The sequence below is a fragment of the Kitasatospora sp. NPDC048298 genome (assembly GCF_043201465.1).
Lineage (GTDB): Bacteria > Actinomycetota > Actinomycetes > Streptomycetales > Streptomycetaceae > Kitasatospora.
Genome location: NZ_JBICYZ010000154.1, coordinates 1 through 3366 on the forward strand (window position 1 = coordinate 1; position 3366 = coordinate 3366).

Annotated in this window: 3 protein-coding genes; all 3 read left to right on the top strand. The window is 67.5% G+C overall.

What is annotated here, in order from left to right; genetic code table 11:
- Window positions 1-327 precede the first annotated feature (327 nt).
- From istA to ACGF0D_RS44075, 3 genes are read left to right on the top strand one after another with little or no spacing between them, the layout of a single operon-like run.
- Entirely contained in the window at window positions 328-1923 is a 1596-nt protein-coding gene (gene istA, locus ACGF0D_RS44065) for an IS21 family transposase (RefSeq protein ID WP_392926193.1), read from the top strand.
- On the top strand, window positions 1920-2711 hold the full coding sequence (gene istB / locus ACGF0D_RS44070) for an IS21-like element helper ATPase IstB (protein WP_392926189.1): 792 nt from the start codon (window positions 1920-1922) through the stop codon (window positions 2709-2711). Before istA ends, istB begins: the two co-directional genes overlap by 4 nt.
- Window positions 2712-2732: 21 nt before the next feature.
- Window positions 2733-3278 (top strand): S1 RNA-binding domain-containing protein, encoded by a 546-nt coding sequence (locus tag ACGF0D_RS44075; RefSeq protein WP_392926191.1) that lies wholly within the window; start codon window positions 2733-2735, stop codon window positions 3276-3278.
- Window positions 3279-3366 lie beyond the last annotated feature (88 nt).

The window sequence follows — 3366 nt, forward strand, 5'->3', positions numbered from 1 at the left end:
TGTCGGCGATCAGGGAATTCCCCGCCTGGAGCGGTGTCGGCGTCACGTAATTCCCCACCCGGACGTTCACGCAATTCCCCATGGGGACGGCGGTCGAGGGGTGTCCCGTCCGCCGGCGCCCGGCCTCCCAGGTCGGATGATCAGTGCACGACATTCGCTGGTTGGGGTGGTTTGAGCGTTAGGTAGTGATCCAGCCAGATTCTCCTGATTCCCCATGGGCATGCCGGAGTCCGGGTCGAGGGCCCGGCCATCGCGAAGGTGCCGTGTTCCTCGATCTTCGGACCGAGAGGTCGACGGACACACCGGATGGCAAGGAGAACGTTCACCGTGGTCGACATCATCGAGATCTACGTCCACTGGTACGCGGGCCGCTCGAAGAGTCAGGTGGCCGCGTCGCTGGGGCTGGATCGCAAGACGATCAGGAAGTATCTGGGGCCGGCGGAGGCTGCCGGTATCACCCCGGGCGGGCCTCCGATGAGCGAGGCGGACTGGGCGAAGCTGATCAAGAGCTGGTTCCCGGACCTCGCCAGCCGCCGGCTGAACCAGATCACCTGGCCCGAGATCGACCAGCACCGCGACTACATCAAGAGCCTGCTGGGCACGTCCACGGTCAGCACGATCCACCAACGCCTCCGTGACGAAGGAAAGTTGAAGGCCTCGATCTCGTCCTTCCGCCGCTGGGTGCACGCGAACCTGCCGGACGAGGCGGTCAGGTCGAAGGTCACTGTGCTGCGGGACGACGTCGAGCCGGGCTCGGAGGCCCAGATCGACTACGGCTTCCTGGGGCAGTGGATCAACCCGGCAACCGGCAAGCGGCATCGGATCTGGGCGTTCGTGATGGTCCTGCCCTGCTCGCGGCACATGTTCGTCCGCCCGGTCGTCCACATGGACCAGCACACCTGGACTGAGGCCCACGTCGAGGCCTTCCGCTACTTCGGAGGCGCCCCGCGCCGGCTGGTGCCGGACAACCTGCGCACGGGCGTCGACAAGCCCGACCTCTACGACCCTAAGATCAACAAGGCGTATGCCGAACTCGCCACCTACTACGGCGCGTTGGTCGACCCGGCGAGAGCCTCGCATCCCAAGGACAAGCCGCGGGTCGAACGGCCGATGCCATACGTCCGCGACTCGTTCTGGAGCGGGCGCCAGTTCACCTCGATCGAACGCATGCAGGCCGAGGCCATCACCTGGGCAATGAACGTGGCAGGCCGGCGGCAGTGCCGACCCCTGGGAGGAGCCAGTCCGCTGTCGGTGTTCGAGGCCGTGGAGGCCGAGACCCTGCTGCCGCTGCCGGACGCGCCGTTCGTGCTGGCCCGCTGGTCCACCGCCACCGTCGGCCCGGACATCCACATCAAGGTCGGCCGCACCCTCTACTCGGTGCCCTGGAAACTGATCGGGCGACGCGTCGACGTCCGCTCGACCGCCACCATGGTCCAGGTCTTCCACGAGGGCGGGTTGGTCAAGACCCACGCCACCCTGGACCAGGGCAAACGCACCGACAGAACCGACTACCCGCCGGAGAAGATCGCCTTCCAGATGAAGACGCCGATCTGGTGCCGCACCCAGGCGGCCGAGGTCGGGGACGCCTGCCGCGAGGTGATCGACCAGCTGCTGGAGGTCAACGCGCTCTACCGGCTCCGCGCGGCCCAGGGGATCCTCGGGCTGCGGAAGAAGTACGGCGACCAGCGCTTGGAGGCTGCCTGCACCAAGGCCATCACGGTCGGTGACCCGTCCTACCGCACGATCAAGGGCATCCTGATCGCCGGCACCGAGACCGATCCCGAGCCGGAGACCGGCGACGCCGGGGCCGCGGCCTTCCTCCACGGGCCCCAGCAGTTGTTCGCCTCCGCCATCCCCACCCAGACCGCGAACGAACTCCGCGATGACCAGGGCCGCGACGACGCCGAGGAGGCCGTGCGATGAGCGTGATGGACACCGCCCTGCGCGAGTCCCTGAAGACGCTTCGGCTGTCCGGGATGCTGGAGACCCTCGACGCCCGTCTGGCCCAGGCCCACGGCGGCGAGCTCGGCCACCTGGACTTCCTCCAGATCCTGTGTCAGGACGAGATCACCCGCCGCGAGACCGTCGCCTTCCAACGGCGCCTGCAGAAAGCGAGGTTCGAGCAGCAGGCCACCCTGGAGGAGTTCGACTTCACCGCCTCCCCGAAGCTGCCCGCGGCCCAGATCCGCGACCTGGCCGCCCTACGCTGGCTGCACGCCGGCGAGTCCGTAATTCTGTTCGGACCAGTCGGCGTTGGCAAGACACACGTGGCCCAGGCCCTCGGTCACCTGGCCGTCCGCCAAGGCGCCAACGTCCGCTTCGCCAAGACCAGCCGGATCCTGGCAGACCTGGCCGGCGGCCACGCGGACCGCACCTGGGACAAGCGGATCCGCGAGCTCGTCCGCCCGGACGTGCTCATCCTGGACGACTTCGCGATGCGCCAGCTCACCGCGGCCCAGGCCGACGACCTCTACGAACTGGTCAGCGAACGTCAGGGCCGGTCCCTGATCATCACCAGCAACCGCGCTCCCAGCGATTGGTATCCGCTCTTCCCCAACCCCGTCGTCGCTGAGTCGCTCCTGGACAGGCTGATCAACACCAGCCACCAGGTCATCATGAACGGACCCAGCTACCGACCGAACAAACGCCCCAAGAACCCCACGTCAGCCGCTGGCGACCATCAGGAGAGAGCCGGTCGCCCACTGAAGTAGGGGTGGCATAGGGTCGCAGTCGTGACCTATCCGCTTCCTTCCCCGGCGCTGAAAGTGTTCCTCGCGACACTCCGTCGCGGTGAAGAACGCACGGGGGTAGTCACCGCGAGCGAGACCTTCGGCGTGGTCGTCGACCTTGATGGAGCCCCCGAGCCTTCGGTGGGCTTCATTCCACCGCCGGAGGTCTCCTGGAAGTGGATCTCTTCCTGCGACGAGGTCGTGACGATTGGCCAGCGGGTGACCGCGGCGGTCCTCGCCATCGACGCCGAGATGCGGGGGCAGGCTGTCCTGTCCCTGATCGCTCTGCAGCCCAACCCCTGGCTGGCCTGGGTCGATCAGGTCGGCAGCGTCCTGCGGGGACGCGTCACGAGGCTGGTCCCGTTCGGCGTGTTTGTGAGCGTTGACGACGGGATGGATGGCCTACTCCACAGCTCCGAGTTGTCGCGGCTCGGCAGCGACCGCGGTATCCGGGTCGGTGACGAGCTGACGGCGCAGATCGCCGAAGTGGACCCGGCACGGCGCCGCATCCGCCTCTCGCTCCCGACCGAGCGCACGGCATCGGACTGACATCGGCGGCCCGCCTGGACCGCCTTACCCAGCCGGCCCCTGGGGAATTACGTGACCGCAGCCATGGGGAATTACGTGATCGTCCACA

Bases quoted from the DNA above. Each gene is read 5' to 3' on its own strand.
- istB (WP_392926189.1), top strand. From the start codon at position 1,920: ATGAGCGTGATGGACACCGCCCTGCGCGAGTCCCTGAAGACGCTTCGG.